This is a genomic window from Lactobacillus sp. HMSC08B12, from assembly GCF_001808415.1.
GTDB classification, from domain to species: Bacteria; Bacillota; Bacilli; order Lactobacillales; family Lactobacillaceae; genus Lactobacillus; species Lactobacillus delbrueckii.
This window is the reverse complement of the sequence record NZ_KV793119.1, coordinates 1-21,129: the sequence shown is the minus strand read 5'-3', so window position 1 is coordinate 21,129 and position 21,129 is coordinate 1. Positions and strand designations below refer to the sequence as shown.

Genomic DNA, 21,129 nt, shown 5'->3' with positions numbered 1-21,129 from the left:
TTCGATGAACTTAATCTTGTCTTGCATTTCATAGATCGCGTTCATGGTTGAGTCGAATGACCCGCCAGGGAAGCCGTAGAGGTGGTCAATGCCCCACTTGTACATAACATCTAAAACGGCGTTTGCGCCCTTAATTTTTGCCATAAGTGAATCTCCTTAAAAATTATTACTTACAGCCCTTTATTAAACCACATTTTTTCACTTTTGCAAGTGCTATCAAAAGCCGCTATATCAAGGATAGTCGCATTTTTAAGCTAGTTAATTCACAAACTTGCTTTTTCTGGATAAAAATTTTGTGCTATCTTCCCTTTCTTTATTGTGAAAAAGTAGCTAACTTCTGGAGAATATTTTTCGGTGAAGTTTTTATTAATTTTTGAAAAAGTATAAAAGCTATCGATTATTTAAAAAGCAGGCCAGGATCTCTGGTCTGCCTTCTAAAATTATTGCTCTTTACTTCTGAACCTTGGCGTATTTGCCATTTTGTATGTAGACGCTCAAGATGGCCAAGTCAGCCGGGTTGACCCCGGAGATTCTTTCCGCCTGAGCCAGGGTTTCCGGCCGGATCTTGGCGAACTTCTCCCGGGCTTCTGTAGCCAGGCCCTCTATCTGGTCATAGTCGATGTCCTTCGGGATCTTCTTGGCTTCCTGCCGGCGCAGGCGGGCCACTTGAATCTCCTGCTTCTTGATGTAGCCGGCATACTTGATGTCGATTTCCACCTGTTCCTTGACATAGCGGTCCCCGGCCAGCTTCTGCCCAGTCAGACGTTCAACGTCTTCAACCGTCACCCTTGGCCGTCTGAGGAAGACGTCTGCCTTGACCCCGCCGTTTAAGTCAGTTTGGCCTAAACCTGCCAGGTATTCGTTGACGGCAATGGTCGGGTGAACGGTGATTTCGTGCAGCCGGTCCAGGTCTTCCTGGATCAGTTCCTTCTTGACCAAAAATTCAGCATAGCGATCATCGTCAATCAAGCCCAGGTCATGCCCCTTTTCCGTCAAGCGGAGGTCGGCATTGTCGTGGCGGAGAAGCAGGCGGTATTCAGCCCGGCTGGTCAAGAGCCGGTAAGGTTCCTCCGTCCCCTTAGTTACCAGGTCATCGATCAAAACCCCGATATAAGCTTCGTCCCGGCCCAGGGTGAAGGCTGGCTTGCCTTCCGCGCTCAAGGCCGCGTTGATCCCGGCAATCAGGCCCTGGCCGGCGGCTTCTTCATAGCCGGAAGTCCCGTTCATCTGCCCTGCCATATACAGGTGCTTGATCCGCTTGGTTTCCAGGGTGTGGGTTAACTGCCAGGGGTCAACCACGTCGTATTCAATGGCGTAGCCCGGCCGCATCATTTCAACCTTTTCCAGGCCAGCGACCGTGTGCAGCATTTCCAGCTGCACTTCTTCCGGCATGGAGGTTGAAAAGTCCCCGACATAGATTTCTTCCGTCTTCCGCCCTTCCGGTTCTAGGAAGATCTGGTGCCGGTCCTTGTCCGCGAAACGGACGACCTTGGTTTCAATTGACGGGCAGTAGCGCGGCCCTACCCCGACGATGTCACCGGAGAACATTGGTGACCGGTCCAGGTTTTCATTGATGATTTCGTGGGTCTTCGGGTTGGTGTAGGTCATCCAGCAGGAAGTCTGGTCGGTTAGGTAGTCTTCATCCCTGCTGGTAAAGGAGAAGTGGCGGGGCTCCTTGTCGCCCGGCTCTTCTTCGGTCTTGGAATAGTCGATGGTGTGCCGGTTGACCCGGGGCGGCGTCCCGGTCTTAAAGCGGCGCAGCTTGAAGCCCAGTCTCTCCAGGCTTTCAGACAGCTTAATGGCTGGAATCGTGTTGTTCGGACCAGATGAGTAGTTCAGTTCCCCGATAAAAATCCGCCCTCTGGCCGCGGTCCCCGTCGTCAAGACCACGCTCTTGGCTCGGTAGCGGGCCCCGGTGTTGGTCACTACGCCTCGGCATTCCCCGTCTTCAACGATCAAGTCGTCAACGACCGCTTGGCGCAGGGTCAGATTAGGGGTGTTTTCGATGGTCCGCTTCATCTCTTCGTGGTAGTCCCACTTGTCAGCCTGGGCTCTTAATGCCCGGACAGCCGGCCCCTTGCCCGTGTTCAGCATCCGCATCTGGATGTAGGTCTTGTCGATGTTCTTGCCCATCTCCCCGCCTAAAGCGTCGATTTCTCTGACCACGGTCCCCTTGGCCGGGCCGCCGACTGAGGGGTTGCAGGGCATAAAGGCCACCATGTCCAGGCCGATGGTGAGCAGCAGGGTCTTCTCCCCCATCCGGGCACTGGCCAGGGCTGCTTCACAGCCGGCATGGCCGGCGCCGACTACGATCACGTCATATTCGTTTGAAACATAAGTCTTCATTTTTTTCGTCTTCCTTGCCTTCCTCGCTATTTCCCTAAGCAGAACTGACTAAAGAGGTCATTGATCAATTCATCCGGAGCGCTGTCACCAGTGATTTCCCCCAGGCTTTCCCAGGCCCCGGTAAAGTCTATCTGAACCAGGTCAACCGGCATCCCTGACTCAAGCCCGCTGGCCACGTCGGCCAATTGCTGCTTGGCCTTGGCCAAAAGGCCCGCCTGCCGCTGGTTGGTCACCAGGACCTGGTCGTTGGAGTTTTCGATCCCCTTGAAGAAAAGCTTCTTGATCAAGGCTTCCAATTCGTCCAGGTTTTCCTTCATCATGATCGAGGTGCTGATCACTTCACTACCGCTTTCTTTAGCAATCTCAGCCGCGGTCAGCTTCTGGCCCAGGTCCGTTTTGTTCAGCACGATTATCCGCTTTTTGCCGGCGGTCAGTTCCAAAAGCCGCCGGTCTTCTTCCGTCAATTCCTGGCTGCCGTCCAGCAAAAGCAGGATCAAGTCCGCCTGGGCAATGGCCTTCTTCGACCGCTCGACCCCGATTTTTTCCACCTGATCCTCGGTATGGTGAATCCCAGCCGTGTCAATCAACTCCAAGGGCACCCCCTTGACAGACACGAACTCTTCCAGGGTGTCCCGGGTGGTCCCGGCCACGTCCGTCACGATCGCTTTGTCGCTTTGGGTCAGGTAGTTCAAAAGGGAGGACTTGCCCACGTTAGGCCGGCCAACAATCGCTGTCTTCAAGCCGTTTCTGAGGATCTGCCCCTCCTGGGCTGTCTCCAGCAGGCGGTCAATCTTGCCGCTGACGGCTTCCGCGCAAGCCAGCATCTTCTGGGCCGTCACTTCTTCTTCATCGTATTCCGGGTAGTCGATGTTGACTTCGACATTAGCCAAAACATCCAGGATTTCCTGGCGCAGGGCCCGGATTTCCGTCAAAAGGCCGCCGGAAAGCTGCTTGACCGCCACCTGCCGGGCCTTGTCAGTCTTGGCCCGGATGATGTCCATCACGCTTTCAGCCTGGGTTAGGTCGATCCGCCCGTTGACGAAGGCCCGCTTGGTAAATTCGCCCGGGTCAGCCATTCTGGCCCCGTTGGCCAAGAGCAGCTGCAGGATGTCATTGGTGACCACGATCCCCCCGTGGCAGTTGATTTCCACGATGTCTTCCTTGGTAAAAGTCTTCGGCGCCAGCATGACGGAGGCCATGACCTCGTCGATCACCTGCCCGGTCGCCGGGTCCACGATGTGGCCGTAGTTGATCGTGTGACTGGGAACCTTTTCCAGGTCCTTGCCCTTAAACAAGCGGTTGACAATGGCGACCGCATCTTCCCCGGAGACGCGGACGATGGAGATCCCGCCTTCTCCCAGCGGCGTTGAGATCGCCGCGATCGTATCAAATTCCGTTAAACGTTGAACCATCTCGTTACCTCGTTTTTTCCAATAAAAAAAGCGCAATTTCCACCATGAAAAATGATGGATAAAGCACTTTCACTACTTTATCTAAAAAACTTTAGATGAATATTCAATTATTTCCGCTTGATCCGCTTATAAGCCCGCCGCATCTTGCGCTGGCGCTCGCGTTCAGCTTCTTCCTTGGCTTCCTGCTCCTTGCGGTACTTGAATGGGTTCTGCAGGACCAGGGTCTGGCCAACCTGGAAGAGGTTGGAGATCACCCAGTAAAGGGAGATCGCGGACTGGAAGACGATGGCCCAGATCCCGACCATGATGGCCATGACATAGCTCATCATCTTAGTCATCGTGGTCTGGGAAGACTTAGGCACCGACAAAGTCGCGATGTATGAGGACAGGAAGGTAAATACCGTTGCCAAAATCGGCAGGATGTAGTATGGGTCTGGCTTGCCCAGGTCCATCCACAAGAATTTACCATTCTGCATCTCTGGCGTCCGCCAGATGGCCTGGTACAGGGCCCACATAACCGGCAACTGGATCACCATCGGCAGGCAGCCGGCGTAAGGATTGACGCCCGCTTCCTTGTAAAGCTTCTGCGTTTCTTCGTTCAGCTTGTTCCGGGTCTCCAGGTCCTTGCTGGAATACTTCTCCTGCAAGGCCTTCAGTTCCGGCTGGATCTCCTGCATCTTTCTGGTGCTGTTGATCTGCACCGCGTTCAAAGGCAGGAGGATCACCCGGATGATAACCGTAAAGATGATGATGGCCCAGCCGTAGCTGCCCCCGCAGACTTTGGCAATCCAAAGCACGAACTGGGAGAGGTAGTAAACTACCCAGGCATCCCACCAGTTGCTGGAATTATGGGAGATCGGCGTTGGCTTCTGGGTGGTCTGCGTGGCGCAGCCGCTCAGAACAAGGGCAAAAACCGTCACCAGTGCCAGAGCGGCCAGAAGGCGCTTGGTACTCTTCTTCGATAAAATGTCCTTCACTATTTTTCCTCTTTATTTGGCATTTCTTCAATGACGTGGGCCAGGTTCAGCGCGTGAAGCAGGTTTTCCCGCGTCTTTTCCCAATCGAAATCGCGAGCGTAGGGCCTGGCAATCACCAAGAAGTCCAAGTCCGGCGCAATCCGGTCCCGGTTCTCGGTCAACACCGCCCTGATGTAGCGCTTGAGACGGTTGCGCACGACGGCCGTGTGACCGACCTTCTTGCCGACAGAGATGCCAACGCGAAAATGCTTATTCTGCTTTCTAGGCAGGACGTAGATCACAAAAGCCCGGTTGGCAACTGATTCGCCATTTTCAAAGACGGTCTGAAAATCCTGTTCAGATTTAACTCGATATGACTTTCTCAAAGCTCTTTACACTCTTGCAAATTAAAAAAACCACTGGGATTCAGTGGCTTAAGCAGATAATACGTTTCTACCCTTTGCACGGCGTCTAGCCAAAACCTTACGGCCGTTGCTTGTAGCCATACGCTTCATGAAGCCGTGAACGCGTGAACGGTGACGCTTCTTAGGTTGGTAAGTTCTCTTAGTTGACATATATTTGCACCTCCATTTTTTAGTGCTACGTGCACAATTTCTTATCTAGAATAGCACGGAAATCGAAAAAAACCAAGCTTTTTCTTGCAAACTTGCCCGATTTTTTCCTTAGACTGCCTGAGCCTGATCCCCCGCCTGTGGACAGAAAGCAGACCGCGAAAAAATTTTTTCCCGGCAATCAACAGGCTTTTTTGCAGGCTTATCCACAGTCCACACCCTGTCAAAAACTTTTTCAACACCCTGTGGATATGTCTGGTCAAACCCAGGCTCTACTTTTGCCGCTCTAGGAAAAGTTGTCCACAAGGCTTATCCACTTTTGACCAATTTTGATAAAATTATCAGCAGAGTTAACAGGCTACTTTTTATTTCTTGTCCACAGCCTGTGGATTCTGGATTTATTTCTTCCACCTGTGGAAAACCTGGTCAGTAAATGCTAAAATAATTTTGCTAAACGATTTTTTGGAGGGAATGTTTTTTGTTCGATTTAGAAAAATTCTGGGATAGCTTCAACGCTGAAATGCGGTCCGAATTTAACGAAGTATCCTACAATGCCTGGTTCAAAAACACCAAGCCCGTCTCCTTCAACAAGGACACCCATGAATTGGTAATCTCCGTCCAAACCCCCGTGGCAAAGGGGTATTGGGAGCAAAACATCTCCGCTAACCTGATCCAGTCGGCTTATGCCTACGCGGGAATCGATATCTACCCGGTTTTCGTCGTTAAAAACGGCCCGGCGTCCAGCAGCGAAAGAATGCTGGAGCCCCAGCCGCAGGCCAAGCCCGAGAAAGCCCGGCCGCAAGGCCGCGAATTCACCAAGGACCTGCGCTTAAACGAGAAGTACACCTTCGAGAACTTCATTCAAGGCGAGGGCAACAAACTGGCTGCCGGGGCCGCTTTGGCGGTTGCCGACAACCCGGGGACCTTCTACAACCCCTTGTTCATCTTCGGGGGCGTGGGCCTTGGTAAAACCCACTTGATGCAGGCGATCGGCCACCAGATGCTGGCGGAAAGACCAGATGCCAAGGTTGTCTACATTCAAAGTGAGACTTTTGTCAACGACTTCATCAATTCCATCAAGAACAAGACCCAGGACAAGTTCCGGGAGAAATACCGGACAGCTGACCTGCTCTTGGTCGACGACATCCAGTTCTTCGCCAAGAAGGAAGGGATTCAGGAAGAATTCTTCCATACTTTTGAGACTCTCTATAATGATCAAAAGCAGATCGTCATGACCAGTGACCGGCTGCCAACGGAAATTCCCGACCTGTCCGAGCGGCTGGTCTCGCGTTTTGCCTGGGGACTGCAAGTTGAAATCACCCCGCCAGACCTGGAAACCCGGATCGCCATCCTGCGCAAGAAGGCTGAATCCGAAGGCCTGGAGATCGATGAAAGCACCCTGGACTATGTGGCCAGCCAGGTCGATACTAATATCCGGGAGCTGGAAGGGGCCCTGGTCAAAGTCCAGGCCCAGGCCACCATTCAAAAGCAGGACATCAACATTGGCTTAGCCCGGTCGGCTTTAGCCGACCTCAAGCTGGTCCAGAAGAGCAGGGGACTGCAGATTTCCAAGATCCAGGAGGTCGTGGCCAACTACTTCCAGACCTCAGTGCCGGACCTTAAAGGAAAGAAGCGGGTAAGGCAGATCGTCATCCCGCGTCAGATTGCCATGTACCTGTCCCGCGAGCTCACCGATGCCAGCCTGCCAAAAATCGGCCAGGAATTCGGGGGCAAGGACCACACGACCGTGATGCATGCCTGCGACAAAATCGCCCGGCAGATCAAAACGGACACTGAAATCAAGTCTGCTGTTTCCGACCTGCGGCAGATGCTGGAAAGATAGGTCCGTTGATAACTTGTGGACAAGTCCGTGATTTATCCACAGCTTTTCAACTGGCAAAAGTCCGGATTACCGGGCTTCCGGTTAGTTATCAACAGAATTCACAGGACCTACTACTACAACTATCTATATATAAACAAATAATTAAATAAAGAGAGCAGCAAACTAACCAAGGAGGACCAGATGAAATTTACTGTACAGCGCAATCTTTTTATCAATGACTTGAATTCCGTTTTAAAGGCAGTTTCTTCAAGAGTCCAGATTCCGATTTTGAGCGGGATCAAGCTGGACCTGACGGAAACTGAACTGATCATGACTGGCAGCAATGCCGATATTTCCATTGAACTGAGCCAACCGGTTTCTGATGACTTACGGGTTGAATCAACTGGCTCCATTGTCGTGACAGCCCACTTGTTCAGCGAAATCGTCCGCAAATTGCCAGGCAGGGAATTCACTTTTGAAGTCAAGGAAGGCAACCAGATCCAGATCACCTCTGACAAGGCGGACTACGTAATCAACGGCCTGGACGCCAGTGCCTACCCGCGCCTGCCGGAAATTGCCGGAACTTCCTTCAGCCTACCGCCTAAGACCCTGCGGGAACTGATCACCCAGACTGTTTTCGCCGTATCCACCGAAGAAAGCCGGCCAACTCTGACCGGGGTCAACTTCAGCTTCAAGAACGGGCAGATCAAGGCCGTGGCTACTGACTCCCACCGCCTGTCCCAAAGAATCGTCGACATCGCGGCCGGTCCAAGCGAAGACCTGTCCCTGATTATCCCGGGCAAGAACCTGCAGGAACTAGCCCAGATCATCGGCGACGCTGACCAGGACATCAAGGTTTACCTTGGCGACAGCCAGATCCGCTTTGAATTTGAAAACCTGTCCTTCTACACCCGTCTTTTGGAAGGGGCCTACCCAGACGTTGACCGCCTTTTGCCAACTGAGTCAACGACCAGCGTGCAGTTCGCCGTTTCTGACTTGATGCAGACATTGAGCCGGGCCAGCCTCTTGACCCACGCCAACCGGACCAACGCCGTCCAAATGACTTTGAACGTGGCTGACCAAACCGTCCTGGTTTCCGGTAATTCCCCGGAAGTCGGAAAGATTGAGGAAGAAGTCGGCTTCAGCAGCTTAACTGGCCGGGACCTGACCATTTCCTTCAACCCGGACTACATGGCCGCTGCCCTGCGGGCCTCAGTAACTGACTCCGTCATCATCAACTTCACGGAAAGCCTGCGGCCATTCACGGTCGTGCCAAATGACCAGTCAGTTGAATTCGTGCAGCTGATCACCCCAATCCGAACTTTCTAAAACAGACTGCCAATAATTCACAAAAGCCACTCTCCGGAGTGGCTTTTTTTCGACTATTTTTTCATACAAGCGTTTTTTACGGCTTTAAGCCCAAAATACCTGCTTTATGTACCACGATACTAAATGGGTAAATAAGCGCTCTGAGGCCCTAAAAAAGGCCTTCTTGATTGAGTTTCCCTGGAAAAAAGACTATAATTTATAAGTGGAATACTAGTTTTACATTGGTGAAGGTGAAGACTATCGAAACTTTTGCGATTAATGGTGAATTCATCACCCTCGGACAATTTTTGAAAGATGAATATATCGTTTCCTCGGGCGGGCAGGCCAAGTGGTACCTCAAGGACAGTCCAGTTCTGGTCAATGGGGACAAGGAAGACCGCCGGGGCAGGAAGCTCTATCCTGGTGACCGTTTGAGCGTTGCCGGCAAGGAATATGAGCTGGTTCAGGGACTTTAATGTACCTGGGCCGGTTTAAGCAGAGCGGTTTCCGCAACCTGGCTCTCCTTGACCTGGAATTTGACCCACACGTGAACGTTTTTCTGGGTGAAAATGCCCAGGGCAAGACCAATCTGCTGGAAGCAATCTACTTTCTGGCCCTTAGCCGGTCCCACCGGACCAGCAATGACCGGGAGATGATTGCCTTCGGCCAGGACTTTGCCAGCCTGGCTGGCCGGGTGCACAAGCGCCAGCTGGACCTTGACCTGCGCATCGTCATCAGCAAGAAGGGCAAGAGCGCCTGGGTCAACCGGGTCGAGCAGGCCCGGCTGTCCAAGTATGTGGGCCACCTTAACGCCATCCTCTTTTCTCCGGAAGATCTGGAATTGGTGAAGGGGGCCCCTTCTTTGCGCCGGCGCTTCATGGACCTGGAATTCGGCCAGATCAATCCGGAATATCTCTATTTCGCCAGCCAGTACCGGCAGCTGCTCCAGCAGAGAAACAACTATCTCAAGCAGCTGGCCCGCCGGCAGGCCAGTGACCAGGTCCTGCTCGGGGTCTTAACTGAGCAGGTGGCCACGGCGGCCAGTGAACTGATCTGGCGGCGCTACCGCTATTTGGCTGACCTCAACCGCTACGCGGCCGAGGCCTACCGGGCCATCAGCGGGCAAAGAGAAGAGCTGCGGGTCCTTTACCGGCCTTCAGCCAAGGAGATTACGGCTGCAGACCAGCCGGCCCAGATCAAGCAGAAGCTGCTGGACCGCTTTGCGGAGATCGCTGACGATGAGCTCAGACGGGCCACGACCCAGCTGGGTCCCCACCGCGACGACCTGGAATTCCAGCTGGACGGCAAAAATGCCCACCTGTTTGCCTCCCAAGGGCAGCAGCGGACCATTGCCCTCAGCCTGAAACTGGCGGAAATCCAGCTGATCAAGCAGCTGACGGGAGAAGAGCCGATCCTGCTTTTGGACGACGTGATGAGCGAACTGGACCAGAACCGCCAGGCAGCCCTGCTCAATTTCATCCATGGTCAAACCCAGACTTTTATTACGACAACCGATCTGGATGGTATTTCCCAGGAAATAGTCAAACAGCCGCGAATTTTTTACATCCATTCCGGCAAAATTATAGAAAAAGAGGAAGGATTAAATGGCAGACGAAGATAACAAATTGAAGAAGGCCAAGCAGTTTGAACGAGAAGCTGACAAGTACAATGCCAGCCAGATTCAAGTCCTTGGCGGCCTGGAAGCCGTACGCAAGCGCCCGGGGATGTACATTGGCTCAACCAGCTCCCAGGGCTTGCACCACCTGGTCTGGGAAATTATCGACAACGGGATCGACGAAGCCCTGGCTGGTTTCGCGACCAAGATCGAAGTCACCGTCAACGAAGACAACAGCGTGACTGTCCAAGACGACGGGCGGGGGATCCCGGTCGACATCGAAAAGAAGACCGGCCGGCCAGCCGTTGAAACTGTTTATACGGTTCTGCACGCCGGTGGTAAGTTCGGCGGTGGCGGATACAAGGTTTCCGGCGGTCTGCACGGGGTCGGGGCTTCCGTTGTCAACGCCCTGTCCACCAAGCTGAACGTCACTGTCATGCGGGATGGCAAGAAGTACCACATCGCCTTTGACCACGGCCGGGTCGTTGAAGAGCTGAAGGAAGTCGGCACAGTGCCTTTGACTGAACACGGGACCATCGTCCACTTCTGGCCGGACCCGAACATCTTCACGGAAACCACGGTTTTTGACGACAAGATCTTGAAGAACCGGATCCGGGAACTGGCCTTCTTGAACAAGGGGCTGAAGCTGACCTTCACTGACAAGCGGAAGGACACGGCGGAAACCGACGTCTACCACTTCGAAGGCGGGATCAAGGAATACGTCTCCTTCCTCAACCGGGGCCAGGAGGTACTTTTTGACGAGCCAATCTACGTGGAAGGCAAGTACGAGGGCATTGACGTTGAAGTATCTTTGCAGTACACGACCGGCTACAAGACAACCTTGATGACTTTTGCCAACAACATCCACACTTATGAAGGCGGGATGCACGAGGCGGGCTTCAAGACGGCCTTGACCCGGGTGGTCAACGACTACGCCCACAAGGCCAAGATCTTGAAGGAAAACGACGACAACCTGTCCGGGGAAGACATCCGGGAAGGGATGACGGCCGTGATTTCCGTCAAGCACCCGAACCCGCAGTTTGAAGGGCAGACCAAGACTAAGCTGGGCAACTCCGACGCCAGAACTGCCGTTGACCGCGCCTTCTCAGAAACCTTCTCCACTTTCTTGATGGAAAACCCGCAGGTGGCCCGCAAGATCGTGGAAAAAGGGCAACTGGCTGAAAGAGCCAGAGTTGCCGCCAAGCGCGCCCGGGAAGTTACCCGGAAGAAGTCCGGCCTGGAAATCGCCAACCTGCCAGGCAAATTGGCCGACAACACTTCAAATGACCCGAACATCTCAGAACTCTTCATCGTCGAAGGGGACTCCGCCGGCGGCAGCGCCAAGCAAGGGCGGAGCCGGCTGACCCAGGCCATCCTGCCCATCCGGGGGAAGATCCTGAACGTGGAAAAGGCCTCAATGGACCGGATCCTGGCCAACCAGGAAATCCGGACTCTGTTTACGGCCCTGGGGACCGGCTTTGGGGCAGACTTTGACGTCTCCAAGGCCCGCTATCACAAGCTGATCATCATGACTGACGCCGACGTCGACGGGGCCCACATCCGGACCCTGCTCTTGACCCTCTTCTACCGCTACATGCGGCCGATGATCGACAAGGGCTATGTTTACATCGCCCGTCCGCCTCTGTACCAAGTGCGCCAGGGCAAGCTGATCAAGTACCTGGACACTGATGAAGAACTCCACGACTACCTGGGGTCATTGCAACCAAGCCCGAAGCCAATCGTGCAGCGCTACAAGGGGCTGGGGGAAATGGACGCTGAGCAATTGTGGGAGACGACCATGGACCCTGAAAACCGCCGCCTGGACCGGGTGGACCCGGGATACGCCAAGGACGCGGATGAAGTCTTTGAAATGCTGATGGGCAACGAAGTTGGCCCGCGGCGCAAGTTCATCGAAGACAATGCCCAATATGTTGAAAACTTGGATGCTTAATGGGAGGTAGGAATGGATAACGAAAATCAAGGACAAGACCGGCGGATCAGAAATGTCGATCTGACGCAAACGATGCGGAGCTCCTTCTTGGACTACGCCATGTCCGTCATCGTGGCCCGGGCTTTGCCAGATGTCCGCGACGGCTTGAAGCCGGTTCAGCGGCGGATCCTGTACGGGATGAACGAGCTGGCCGTGACTCCGGACAAGCCTTACAAGAAGAGTGCCAGAATCGTCGGGGACGTCATGGGTAAGTACCACCCGCACGGCGACTCCTCCATCTACCTGGCCATGGCCCACATGGCCCAGGACTTTGCCTACCGCTACATGCTGGTAGACGGGCACGGTAACTTCGGTTCCGTCGACGGCGACCGGCCGGCCGCCATGCGTTATACTGAAGCCAGAATGAGCAAGATTGCCGTGGAAATGCTCCGCGACATCAACAAGAATACGGTTGACTGGCAGAGAAACTACGACGACACGGAAAATGAACCGACCGTCCTGCCAGCCAGAATTCCTAACCTCCTGGTCAACGGTTCCAGCGGTATCGCGGTCGGGATGACTACCAACATTCCGCCGCACAACCTGTCTGAAGTCATTTCCGGCATTCACATGCTGATGAAGAACCCGGACGTGACGACCAAGGAACTGATGAAGGCCATCCCAGGGCCGGACTTCCCAACCGGCGGGATCTTGATGGGCCGGGGCGGGGTCCTGCACGCTTATGAAAGCGGCAAGGGCAACATCGTCGTCCGGGCCAAGACCGAAATCGAAACTGAAAAGAGCGGGCGGGAAAGAATCATCGTCAGCGAGATTCCTTACCTGGTCAACAAGGCCGAACTGGTCCAGAAGATCGCTGAACTGGCCCGCGACAAGGTGATCGACGGCATTACCGGGGTGCGGGATGAATCCGACCAGAGCGGGATGCGGATCACGATTGACGTGCGCCGGGATGCCAGCGCCAGCGTGGTTTTGAATAACCTCTTCAAGGAAACTCAGATGCAGTCCAACTTCGCCATGAACATGGTGGCGATCGTGGACGGGGCACCGAAGTTCCTGACCTTGAAGCAGATGCTGCAGTACTACCTGGCTCACCAGGAAGACGTCATCACCCGCCGGACCAAGTTTGACTTGGAAAAGGCTGAAGCCAGAGCCCACATCCTGGAAGGTTTGCGGATAGCGCTGGATCATATCGACGAAATCGTCAGCTTGATCCGGAACTCTGAATCAAGCGACATCGCCAAGGCGGGCTTGATCAGCCGCTTTGACCTGGACGACCGCCAGGCCCAGGCTATCCTGGACATGCGTCTGGTCCGCCTGACCGGTTTGGAAAGAGACAAGGTCGAAGGCGAATACCAGGAGCTTTTGGTCAAGATTGCCGACTACAAGGACATTCTGGCCAAGCCTGAAAGAATTGACCAGATTATCTACGACGAGCTGCTGGACATCCAGAAGCGCTTCGGTGACAAGCGCCGGACCCAGATTACGGCCAGCGAAGTGGTCACGATCGAAGACGAAGACTTGATCGAAGAACAAGACGTCCTGTTGACTTTGAGCCACCAGGGCTATGTCAAGCGGATGCTGATCGACGACTTCAAGACCCAAAACCGCGGCGGCAGGGGGATCAAGGGGATGGGCGTCCAAAAGGGCGACTTCATCGAGCACCTGCTCTACTCAAGTACCCACGACTACCTCTTCTTCTACACCAACAAGGGCAAGGTCTACATGAAGAAGGCCTACGAAATCCCAGAATACGGCAGAAGCGCCAAGGGGCTGCCAATCGTCAACCTCCTGCAGCTGGACAAGGGCGAGCACATCCAGACCGTGGTCAACCTGCCGCAAGGGCATGACGACGACTACGCCTTCTTCATCACCAAGCTGGGGACGGTCAAGCGAACCAAGATCCGAGAATTTGAAAATATCCGGACCAACGGTTTGATCGCCTTGACCTTGAAGGATGGCGACGAACTATCCAACGTCCTGACCACTGACGGCCAGCAGAACATCTTGATCGCTACCCACCAGGGCTACGCCGTGACCTTCAATGAAGATGACGTCCGGGCCATGGGGAGAAGCGCGGCCGGCGTCCGGGGGATCAACCTCCGCGAAGGCGACTACGTGGTTGGCTCCGGGATCTTGAAGCCGGAAGACGAAGTTCTGACTATCTCGGAAAAGGGCTACGGCAAGCGGACCGCGGCTAGCGAATACCCGGTCAAGGGCCGGGGCGGCAAGGGGATCCAGACCGCCAAGATCGGCGAAAAGAACGGTCCTCTGGCTGGCGTGGCCGTGGTTGACGGGCAAAGCGACATCATGCTGATCACCACTGACGGGATCATGATCCGCTTCAAGACCAGCGATGTCTCCCAGACTGGCCGGTCAACTATGGGCGTCCGCCTGATCAAGGTGGCTGACGGCAATGCCGTGGCAAGCATGGCAGTCGTGCCGGCTGAAGCTGAAGGCGAAAGCGAGCCGGAAACGGAAGTTTAGCGGCAAAGAAGCAGAAAAAAGTAAGATAAAATAAAAAATTACCAGCATTTTTGGCGTAATAGTTAGTGGGAAGAAAATCCCGGATCACGTGTAAAAAATGTTTGGTAATTTTTTTATTTTGTGCTAAAATTAGGCATTGCGAGTAATTAGATCAATTACTCCTTGTTCTTGATTTTAGCAAGAACCATTTAGTCCAAAAGGAGGTGCAATAGTCTATGACAACCAAGTACGAAATTACTTACATCATCAAGCCAGACGTTGACGATGAAGCAAAGAAGGCCATTATTGACAAGTACACTAAGGTGATCGCTGACAATGGTGGTGAAATGGTTGAAGCTAAGGACTGGGGCAAGCGTCGTTTCGCATACGAAATCGAAAAGTATCGTGAAGGTAGTTACTACATCATGACCTTCACTGCTGAAGACGCTGCAGCTGTCAACGAATTTGCCCGTTTGAGCAAGATTGACGACTCAGTTCTGCGTTCAATGACTGTCAAGTTAGACAAGTAATTGTAGTTTCCCGTAATACAGGAATAGGAAGGAAATAAGTATGATCAATAACGTTGTACTTGTTGGCCGTTTAACACGTGATCCTGAATTACGTACTACTGGGAGCGGCATCTCGGTTGCTACGTTCACTTTAGCCGTTGACCGGCAGTTTACCAATGCATCAGGCCAGAGAGAAGCGGACTTCATCAGCTGCGTGATTTGGCGCAAGGCTGCGGAGAACTTCTGCAACTTCACCAGCAAGGGCAGTTTGGTGGGCATCCAGGGCCGAATCCAGACCAGAAACTATGATAACAAGGACGGCCAGCGAGTTTACGTGACAGAAGTCCTCGTGGACAACTTCTCACTGCTCGAATCACGCCGCGAGCGTGAAAGCCGTCAGCAAAACGGCGGATTTGGCGGCCAAGGTCAAAGCCAAAACACCGGCTTCAACACCGGATTTGGCGGCGACAGCGGCTACGCCAACAACAACGCCTTCGGCAGCCCGGCCCAGTCAAACGGGCCAGCTAATGCCGGATTCAATGAAGATAACAAGAAAGATGCCGGCGGAGACACGAACACCAACCCGTTCGACAGCTCTGACGATGCAATCAACGTCTCAAATGACGATCTTCCATTTTAAAATTACACAAGAAAGGATCTGAAGACATGCCTCAACAAAGAAGAGGTGGTCGTCGTCGCCGCAAGGTTGACTTCATCGCAGCCAACCACATCGACTACGTAGACTACAAGGATGTTGATCTGTTGAAACGTTTTATCTCAGAAAGAGGTAAAATCTTGCCACGTCGTGTCACTGGTACTAGCGCTAAGAACCAACGCAAGGTTGCTAACGCTATCAAGAGAGCCCGGATTATGGGCCTCTTGCCATTCGTAGCTGAAGACTAAGCAGCAGGATCAATAAGCAAATAAAGAGACCGAAAGGAGCTGGACTCCTCCCGGTCTCTTTTTCTTTTCTGTTTTGTGGCGGGCGGCAATAGGTTATAATGGGAGTAGTTTAATCTGCTTTAAAGATGTGGAAGAATTTTATGAAAAACTTTTTACGCAAACTTGAATTGCCAGAATTCGTCCGGGATTCCAGATTAATCATTGCCTTCTCCAGCATCGCCTTCTTGACGGTGCTGAGCACGGTTGTGGCTTTCTTCATCAACCGGATCTTCGGGGTGGCGCTTTTGCTGGTCCTGATCGTGGATGTCTTTTGGGTCGTTTTCGGCGTTTACATTCTCGCGAAAAATACCAACAATTACGCGGCCAACCTTTCCTACCGGATTAAACGGGGGGAGCAGGAGGCCATGATCAAGATGCCGCTGGGGATCCTCCTTTACGACGAGTCCCGGCACATCCAATGGGTCAACCCTTACTTGCAGCTCTATCTGGGCGACAAGGACGCCATCGGCAAGACGATTACGGCGGTCGACCGAAAACTGGGCAAGCTGGTTGAAGAAGCCCTTGAGGCCCAGACTTCGGAAAGCAAGGTGGTCAAGTGGGGGGATCACCAATTTGAAATGGTTGTCCAAGACAGCATCGGGGTCATCTACCTGCTCGACATTACCCGTTATGCCGACCTGGCCGACAAGTACCGGGCTGAGCGCCTGGCTATCGGGCAGATTTTTGTCGACAACTACGACGAGCTCAGCGAGCGGATGCACGACCAGGAACTGGCTAGAACCAGCACCTACCTGCAGACGACCTTGAACGACTATGCCAAGAAGTTCAAGGCCTACTTGAAGCGGATTGATGAGGACCACTTTTTGCTTCTGGCCCACTTGCAGGACCTGGAAGCCATGGAAGAAGATAAGTTCTCAGTTTTGGACAAGATCCGCCTGGAAACCAGCCGGAACAACACTCCTTTGACCTTGTCGGTCGGGATTGCCTACGGGGGCGAGTCGCTGAGAAAGATCGCCAACCAGGCCCAGGCCAACTTGGACCTGGCCCTTGGCCGGGGCGGGGACCAGGTGGTCCTCAGGGAACTGGGCCAGGTAGCCCGCTTCTACGGGGGCAAGTCCAACCCAATGGAGAAGCGCACCCGGGTCCGGGCCAGAATGGTTTCCCAGGCCTTGGGCGAGCTCTTCAAGGATGTTGACCAGGTCTTCGTCCAGGGGCACCAGCGGCCCGATATGGACTCTGTCGGCAGCGGGATCGGGGTTGTCAAGATCGCCCGCCTGCACGGGGTCAAGGCCCACTTTTTGCTAGACACGGCCCACTGCAACTATGACGTTGACCGCCTGGTCAAGAAGATGCAAGCGGCAGACCCCCAGCTGGACCTTTTTGTTAGTCCGGATGAGGCCAACGCGGTCGCGACGGACAACTCCCTTTTGGTCATGGTGGACCACTCCAAGTACTCCATCACTTATGACCAGCGCCTCTATGACCGCTTGAGGAACCGGATCGTGGTGATCGACCACCACCGGCGGGGGGAAGAATTCCCGGAGAACCCGATGCTGACTTATGTGGAGCCATATGCTTCCTCAGCCAGCGAACTGGTGACGGAAATGGTCGAATACCAGCAGCCGGCTGAAGACAACCGGGTTTTGACCAACCTGGAAGCCACGGCCATGCTGGCCGGGATCACGGTCGACACCAAGGAATTCTCCTTGCGCACGGGGACGAGAACCTTTGACGCGGCCAGCTACCTGCGGTCGATCGGGGCGGACTCCTCGGTGGTCAGTGAGCTTTTGAAGGAAGACATTTCCAGCTTCCTGGTCAAGAGCCACCTGGTGGCCAGCCTGCAGATGCTGCGGCCGAAGATGGCGGTCATGCAGGGGCCGGAGGACAAGGTGATCGACCCGATCTTGACGGCCCAGGCAGCCGATATGGCGCTTGATTTGGAAGGGGTGTCGGCATCTTTTGCCATCACCAGAAGAAGCGGGGACAAGGTCGGGATTTCAGCCCGGTCGATGGGCAACATTAACGTCCAGGTGATTATGGAGAAGCTGGGCGGGGGCGGCCACTTGTCCAACGCGGCGACCCAGATCAAGGATATTACGGTCAAAGAAGCCAGTCAGCGCTTGCTGGCGGCAATTGACGAATATCTGGAAGAAAACAGTTAAAGAAGAAAAGGAGCAATGAACGATGAAAGTTATTTTTATGCAAGACGTTAAGGGCAGAGGCAAGCGGGGCCAGGTCAAGGACGTGCCGGACGGCTACGCCCAAAACTACCTGATCAAGCGGGGCCTGGCCAAGGAAGCCAACAAGGGCAACCTGAACACCCTGAAGCGGGTGGAAGCCAATGAAAAGGCTGAATACGAAGCTCAAAAGGCAGCTGCCCAAGAGATCAAGAAGCAGCTGGAAGCTGACGAAACTGTGGTTGAACTGAAGTCCAAGGCCGGCAGCGACTCCCGCCTCTTCGGTTCAATCTCCAGCAAGAAGATCATCGAAGGCCTGGACAAGCAGTTCGGCATCAAGCTGGACAAGCACAAGCTGGAACTGCGGGAACCAATCAAGGTTTTGGGCTACACTAATGTGCCAGTCAAGCTCTTCAAGGGCGTTGAATCAAAGGTCCGGGTCCACGTTACCCAAGAAAATTAGGAAGCTGAAAGAAGCCGTGATTGATGGATAATCTTGTCACGCAGCAGATCCCGCATGATTCTGCTGCTGAAAAAGCCGTTTTAGGGGCGATTTTCATTGATCCCGAAGTCATCAACGAAGTCAGCTCGGTCTTAGAGCCGGCTGACTTTTATGAACATGCCAACCGCCTGGTCTATAGCGCCCTTTTGGCCCTCTATGACGAGAGCAGGTCAATCGACCTGGTTACCTTGCAAGAGGAGCTCAAGCGGCGGGGACAATTGGAAGAACTGGGCGACATGGCCTACGTGTCAGAGCTTTTGCTGGCAACGCCAACTGCCTTTCACGCCAAGGACTATGCCCGCATCGTCCACCAGAAGGCCCAGCTGCGCAACTTGATCAATGCCAGCCAGAAGATCATCTCCAGTGCCATTCAAGGGTCCGACAGCGTGGATGAGATCCTCAGCAACGCTGAAAATGAGATCATGAACGTCTCCAATGAAAAGGGGAGCGGGGGATTTCATAAGATTGAGGACCTGGTTGCCGGAGCCTTTGAGCAGATTTCAAATAATGCCCAGAATCAGGACGCGGTCACGGGTTTACGGACGGGTTTTGCCTATCTGGACGAGATGACGACGGGGCTGCATGATGACGAATTGATCATTTTGGCGGCCCGGCCGGGTGTCGGTAAGACCTCTTTTGCCATGAACATCGCCAAGAATGTGGGCATTACTGAGAAGAAGCCGGTAGCGGTCTTCTCCCTGGAAATGTCTGGTGAGCAGCTGGTCCAGCGGATGCTGGCGTCAACGGGCTTGATCGACTCCCAGCACCTCAGAACGGGGATTCTGGACAGGGATGAGTGGAACCAGCTGGACATGGCAGCAAGTGTCTTGCGGCAGGCTCCGATCTATATCGATGACACGCCGGGGATCAAGATCAGCGAAATCCGGGCCGAGTGCCTGGCCCTGCAAAAGGAGCTGGGCGACCTGGGCTTGGTCGTAATCGACTACCTTCAGCTGATTGAAGGGCCAAAGACTGAGTCCCGCCAGCAGGAAGTTTCCGCGATCTCCCGCCAGCTCAAGAAGATGGCCAAGGAATTGCACGTGCCGGTAATTTCCCTGTCGCAGTTGTCGCGGTCAGTTGAGCAGCGGCAGGACAAGCGGCCAATTTTGTCAGACTTGCGGGAATCCGGGTCAATCGAACAGGACGCCGACATCGTTGGCTTCCTCTACCGGGACGATTACTACCGGGATGAGGATGCTGACGGCGAGGAACCGAAGGAAGATCCGGAAAACGTTGAAGTTGAAGTTATTATTGAAAAGAACCGGTCAGGCCGGCGGGGATCAGCCAAGCTGATGTTCTCCAAGCCTTACAACCGCTTCTCTAACCTGGACCCAGGCCATGAGGCCCAGGGGTAGGGGAAAGACAGCAAAAAAGCGCGAATCGTTGCTGATTCGCGCTTTTTGTTATTCTTGCTTGATGTCGTAGGCATCAAAGAAGATTGGCCCTTTCTTTGAGTCATTGAAATTCGGCCGGTTCTTGTAAGGATCATCGCTCCTGTTGAAGGGCAGGGTAAGGCTCTGCCGGGCCGTTTCAATGATGTTGTTAAAAATCTGCCTGAAGATAGCCCGCATTTCCGGATCCATGGCAAAGTATGCCCGGCCAAAGCGGTAGGTGCCGGTAAAACCACTGATCTGTTTGATCTTAGTGATGTCCAGGCTGCCAAAAGCCTCAAAAAGGGCGGACCACATCTGCTCTCTTTTTTCCGCGGGAATTTGGTGGTTGAAGGCGATCAGGGAGTGGCGGATCACCCGGGCTGTAGCCGTGAGGCCCTCTTGCGCCAAAACATAGCTATCCCGGCCAACGCTCCAGGTTCTTGGGTCGTGCTGGCTGAGGACTGGTTGGTTGCACTTGACGACCAAGACGCGCTCAGTATGGTCCAGCATGCAGCCGACAATGGAGCTTTCCGGGATGTAGGTCTTCATCTTTTTGATATTGTCTTGGAAGCCGCTGGTTCCGTAAATTTGGTGCCGGTAGCCAGGTCCGTCAAAGCTGTATGACTTGATGACCCGGGCTTGAATCTGCGGATCAGCAAAGGCCAAAGCGTAGTGGGCGTAGTTGCCCCCCTTGGAGTGGCCGGTGATATAGATCCGGTCATTTGGGTAAGCTTGGCCGATCTGGTTAAGATACTTAGCGGCCAGCCTATGTCCGGTAATTTCCGGTGTATAATTCATGACCATGTCCTCGCTCCAGCCGATCATGGACTGGTCGGTGCCCCGGTAGGCGACCAGGATGGTCCGATCGTCCAGGCGGAAGGCGCCAGCGTTGAACTGGATGGGTTCAGGCTCAATCTCCATCTTGTTGACCCAGTCCAGAACGGTCAAGTCAGCCAGACGGGGAGACTTAGGCAAGAGCAGGAGTTCAGTTTTGTCCAGATTTTGCCAGCGGTCAGGCTCACGTTGGTAGATGGACTGACAGACCTCGCCTAGGCTGTGGCCAACCGTACTGCCGTCAAAGGGAAGGTAGGCCAGGGATGCCATTAAGGAAGCATCCAGGCTGTTGAAAGGGAAAGCTTGAAAAGGCAGATCGCCTCGCCAGCGCAGATAGTCTAATGTTGATGCCATCACAAAAACCTGCTGCAAAAAACGTGTGCAAT

General features: G+C 53.9%; 18 protein-coding genes. 12 read left to right on the top strand and 6 right to left on the bottom strand.

The features are described 5' to 3' along the window. Positions 1 to 450 precede the first annotated feature (450 nt). From mnmG to rpmH, 5 genes are all read right to left on the bottom strand, one after another. Positions 451 to 2,346: a tRNA uridine-5-carboxymethylaminomethyl(34) synthesis enzyme MnmG gene (gene mnmG / locus HMPREF3168_RS02250; protein ID WP_003612610.1), complete on the bottom strand. Its 1,896-nt coding sequence runs from the start codon at positions 2,344 to 2,346 to the stop codon at positions 451 to 453. Positions 2,347 to 2,372: 26 nt separating this feature from the next. Further along, positions 2,373 to 3,758: a tRNA uridine-5-carboxymethylaminomethyl(34) synthesis GTPase MnmE gene (mnmE, locus tag HMPREF3168_RS02245; protein WP_003612640.1), complete on the bottom strand. Its 1,386-nt coding sequence runs from the start codon at positions 3,756 to 3,758 to the stop codon at positions 2,373 to 2,375. Between the two features lie 107 nt (positions 3,759 to 3,865). Beyond that, positions 3,866 to 4,735, bottom strand: a complete 870-nt coding sequence (locus tag HMPREF3168_RS02240) for a YidC/Oxa1 family membrane protein insertase (RefSeq protein ID WP_002879419.1) — start codon at positions 4,733 to 4,735, stop codon at positions 3,866 to 3,868. Next, the gene (gene rnpA, locus HMPREF3168_RS02235; RefSeq protein ID WP_003612638.1) at positions 4,735 to 5,100 is read right to left on the bottom strand and encodes a ribonuclease P protein component; all 366 of its coding nucleotides are present in this window, start codon (positions 5,098 to 5,100) and stop codon (positions 4,735 to 4,737) included. The genes HMPREF3168_RS02240 and rnpA overlap by 1 nt, the downstream gene beginning before the upstream one ends. A gap of 48 nt (positions 5,101 to 5,148) precedes the next feature. Then, on the bottom strand, positions 5,149 to 5,289 hold the full coding sequence (gene rpmH, locus HMPREF3168_RS09710) for a 50S ribosomal protein L34 (protein WP_002879421.1): 141 nt from the start codon (positions 5,287 to 5,289) through the stop codon (positions 5,149 to 5,151). Between the two features lie 475 nt (positions 5,290 to 5,764). Between rpmH and dnaA the strand changes: the two genes are divergently transcribed. The 12 genes from dnaA (at position 5,765) to dnaB (ending at position 19,891) form a co-directional block, all read left to right on the top strand. Next, positions 5,765 to 7,129, top strand: a complete 1,365-nt coding sequence (gene dnaA / locus HMPREF3168_RS02230) for a chromosomal replication initiator protein DnaA (RefSeq protein ID WP_003612619.1) — start codon at positions 5,765 to 5,767, stop codon at positions 7,127 to 7,129. 180 nt (positions 7,130 to 7,309) lie between these two features. After that, positions 7,310 to 8,437: a DNA polymerase III subunit beta gene (gene dnaN / locus HMPREF3168_RS02225; RefSeq protein WP_070488285.1), complete on the top strand. Its 1,128-nt coding sequence runs from the start codon at positions 7,310 to 7,312 to the stop codon at positions 8,435 to 8,437. Positions 8,438 to 8,661: 224 nt separating this feature from the next. Then, complete coding sequence (yaaA, locus tag HMPREF3168_RS02220; protein ID WP_070488290.1) at positions 8,662 to 8,892, top strand: S4 domain-containing protein YaaA; 231 nt, start codon at positions 8,662 to 8,664, stop codon at positions 8,890 to 8,892. Beyond that, positions 8,892 to 10,037, top strand: a complete 1,146-nt coding sequence (gene recF / locus HMPREF3168_RS02215; RefSeq protein WP_070488283.1) for a DNA replication/repair protein RecF — start codon at positions 8,892 to 8,894, stop codon at positions 10,035 to 10,037. Before yaaA ends, recF begins: the two co-directional genes overlap by 1 nt. Then, the gene (gene gyrB, locus HMPREF3168_RS02210) at positions 10,021 to 11,982 is read left to right on the top strand and encodes a DNA topoisomerase (ATP-hydrolyzing) subunit B (RefSeq protein ID WP_070488280.1); all 1,962 of its coding nucleotides are present in this window, start codon (positions 10,021 to 10,023) and stop codon (positions 11,980 to 11,982) included. The genes recF and gyrB overlap by 17 nt, the downstream gene beginning before the upstream one ends. A 12-nt stretch (positions 11,983 to 11,994) precedes the next feature. Beyond that, entirely contained in the window at positions 11,995 to 14,466 is a 2,472-nt protein-coding gene (gene gyrA, locus HMPREF3168_RS02205) for a DNA gyrase subunit A (RefSeq protein ID WP_070488278.1), read from the top strand. 215 nt (positions 14,467 to 14,681) lie between these two features. Continuing rightward, positions 14,682 to 14,975, top strand: coding sequence for a 30S ribosomal protein S6 (gene rpsF, locus HMPREF3168_RS02200; protein ID WP_003612647.1), 294 nt, complete (start codon positions 14,682 to 14,684; stop codon positions 14,973 to 14,975). 40 nt (positions 14,976 to 15,015) lie between these two features. After that, positions 15,016 to 15,594 (top strand): single-stranded DNA-binding protein, encoded by a 579-nt coding sequence (gene ssb / locus HMPREF3168_RS02195; RefSeq protein ID WP_003612629.1) that lies wholly within the window; start codon positions 15,016 to 15,018, stop codon positions 15,592 to 15,594. Between the two features lie 26 nt (positions 15,595 to 15,620). Further along, positions 15,621 to 15,857, top strand: coding sequence for a 30S ribosomal protein S18 (rpsR, locus tag HMPREF3168_RS02190; protein ID WP_003612635.1), 237 nt, complete (start codon positions 15,621 to 15,623; stop codon positions 15,855 to 15,857). Between the two features lie 140 nt (positions 15,858 to 15,997). Beyond that, positions 15,998 to 18,019, top strand: coding sequence for a DHH family phosphoesterase (locus HMPREF3168_RS02185; protein ID WP_070488276.1), 2,022 nt, complete (start codon positions 15,998 to 16,000; stop codon positions 18,017 to 18,019). A gap of 22 nt (positions 18,020 to 18,041) precedes the next feature. Then, complete coding sequence (gene rplI / locus HMPREF3168_RS02180) at positions 18,042 to 18,497, top strand: 50S ribosomal protein L9 (RefSeq protein ID WP_003612605.1); 456 nt, start codon at positions 18,042 to 18,044, stop codon at positions 18,495 to 18,497. 23 nt (positions 18,498 to 18,520) lie between these two features. Continuing rightward, complete coding sequence (dnaB, locus tag HMPREF3168_RS02175) at positions 18,521 to 19,891, top strand: replicative DNA helicase (protein WP_003612625.1); 1,371 nt, start codon at positions 18,521 to 18,523, stop codon at positions 19,889 to 19,891. Between the two features lie 48 nt (positions 19,892 to 19,939). On the opposite strand, the gene HMPREF3168_RS02170 is transcribed toward dnaB, so the two are convergent. Beyond that, positions 19,940 to 21,097, bottom strand: coding sequence for a DUF2974 domain-containing protein (locus tag HMPREF3168_RS02170; RefSeq protein ID WP_070488287.1), 1,158 nt, complete (start codon positions 21,095 to 21,097; stop codon positions 19,940 to 19,942). Positions 21,098 to 21,129 lie beyond the last annotated feature (32 nt).

Coding starts and splice junctions, on each gene's coding strand:
- mnmG (WP_003612610.1), bottom strand. CDS start 2,346: ATGAAGACTTATGTTTCAAACGAATATGACGTGATCGTAGTCGGCGCC.
- mnmE (WP_003612640.1), bottom strand. CDS start 3,758: ATGGTTCAACGTTTAACGGAATTTGATACGATCGCGGCGATCTCAACG.
- rpmH (WP_002879421.1), bottom strand. CDS start 5,289: ATGTCAACTAAGAGAACTTACCAACCTAAGAAGCGTCACCGTTCACGC.
- dnaN (WP_070488285.1), top strand. CDS start 7,310: ATGAAATTTACTGTACAGCGCAATCTTTTTATCAATGACTTGAATTCC.
- recF (WP_070488283.1), top strand. CDS start 8,892: ATGTACCTGGGCCGGTTTAAGCAGAGCGGTTTCCGCAACCTGGCTCTC.
- gyrB (WP_070488280.1), top strand. CDS start 10,021: ATGGCAGACGAAGATAACAAATTGAAGAAGGCCAAGCAGTTTGAACGA.
- gyrA (WP_070488278.1), top strand. CDS start 11,995: ATGGATAACGAAAATCAAGGACAAGACCGGCGGATCAGAAATGTCGAT.
- rpsF (WP_003612647.1), top strand. CDS start 14,682: ATGACAACCAAGTACGAAATTACTTACATCATCAAGCCAGACGTTGAC.
- ssb (WP_003612629.1), top strand. CDS start 15,016: ATGATCAATAACGTTGTACTTGTTGGCCGTTTAACACGTGATCCTGAA.
- rpsR (WP_003612635.1), top strand. CDS start 15,621: ATGCCTCAACAAAGAAGAGGTGGTCGTCGTCGCCGCAAGGTTGACTTC.
- HMPREF3168_RS02185 (WP_070488276.1), top strand. CDS start 15,998: ATGAAAAACTTTTTACGCAAACTTGAATTGCCAGAATTCGTCCGGGAT.
- rplI (WP_003612605.1), top strand. CDS start 18,042: ATGAAAGTTATTTTTATGCAAGACGTTAAGGGCAGAGGCAAGCGGGGC.
- dnaB (WP_003612625.1), top strand. CDS start 18,521: ATGGATAATCTTGTCACGCAGCAGATCCCGCATGATTCTGCTGCTGAA.
- HMPREF3168_RS02170 (WP_070488287.1), bottom strand. CDS start 21,097: ATGGCATCAACATTAGACTATCTGCGCTGGCGAGGCGATCTGCCTTTT.